This window comes from Plantibacter sp. CFBP 13570 (genome assembly GCF_014841395.1).
Classification (GTDB): domain Bacteria; phylum Actinomycetota; class Actinomycetes; order Actinomycetales; family Microbacteriaceae; genus Plantibacter; species Plantibacter auratus.
Window position 1 is genome coordinate 1 of the sequence record NZ_JACYTW010000136.1, and the last position, 1,146, is coordinate 1,146.

The following is a 1,146-nucleotide window of genomic DNA, read 5'->3' on the forward strand; positions in this document are numbered from 1 at the left end:
CGCGCCGTCGCCCGCAAGCTCGGCTTCTCCGCGATCGGCCGGCAGCTGTCGGCCCGCCCGGTGGTCGCCGAGTGGCCGGCGCCCTCCGCCGACGCCTGAGGCGCGCCCGGCTGCCCCAACTCAGGAGTCCCTCGGCACGGCGGAACCCACCAGCCCCGACACACCGGACGACTCCTGAGAAAGGACCGATCGGGAGCAGACCCCTCGCCCGGCAAACAGACCCGCGCCTGACCCCGGCCGTGCTGCCCCAACTCAGGAGTCCGTCGGCGCGGCGCAACCCACCAGCCCCGACACACCGGACGACTCCTGAGAAAGGGCCGATGGCAAAAGGGGTGGGGGGGGCGGGCGACGAGGCGGGGTGGTCAGCCGCTGACGACGGTGCGACCCTCGAAGGCACGACCGAGGGTGACCTCGTCGGCGTACTCGAGGTCGCCGCCGACGGGGAGACCGGAGGCGAGGCGCGTGATGCGGATCCCCATCGGGAGGAGCAGCCGGCTGAGGTACGTGGCGGTCGCCTCCCCCTCGAGGTTCGGGTCGGTCGCGATGATGACCTCGGTGACGGTGCCGTCGGCGAGGCGCTGCATGAGACGACGGATGTTCAGGTCGTCGGGTCCGACGCCGTCGATCGGGCTGATGGCGCCGCCGAGCACGTGGTAGAAGCCGCGGAACTCACGCGTACGCTCGATGGCGACGACGTCCTTCGGTTCTTCGACGACGCAGATCAGGGCCGGGTTGCGACGCGGGTCGCGGCACACGCTGCAGAGGTTCTGCTCGGAGATGTTGCCGCAGATCTCGCAGAACTTGACCTTCTCGCGGACGACGGTGAGCAGCTCGGCGAGCTTCGACACGTCGAACGACTCCGTCTGGAGGATGTGGAACGCGATGCGCTGCGCCGACTTCGGACCGATGCCGGGCAGCCGGCCGAACTCGTCGATCAGATCTTGGACGATTCCCTCGTACATGGCCTACCGCCCTCCGGAGCGCGGCTCGTGCGGCTGCTCCTCGATGAATGTCGCGCCGAGGAGCTCGCGGACGACGCTCTCGCCGTACCGGTTGTCACCCGCGGGGTGGGACGTCGGCACCGGGGGCGCCTGGCGCATCCGGACCGGGGGCTGCGGGCGCTGCTCGGCGACCGGCGCCGCAGGC

General features: G+C 71.1%; 1 protein-coding gene and 1 pseudogene. Both read right to left on the bottom strand.

The annotated features are described in order from the left end of the window. Positions 1 to 362 precede the first annotated feature (362 nt). A complete protein-coding gene (gene recR / locus IFT89_RS19880; protein ID WP_056014479.1) occupies positions 363 to 962 on the bottom strand; it encodes a recombination mediator RecR in 600 nt (199 codons plus the stop codon). Between the two features lie 3 nt (positions 963 to 965). After that, positions 966 to 1,146, bottom strand: a pseudogene (locus tag IFT89_RS20055) (hypothetical protein); the annotation flags it as partial.

Excerpts from the sequence above, each read along its gene's own strand:
- recR (WP_056014479.1), bottom strand. The coding sequence starts at position 962 with ATGTACGAGGGAATCGTCCAAGATCTGATCGACGAGTTCGGCCGGCTG.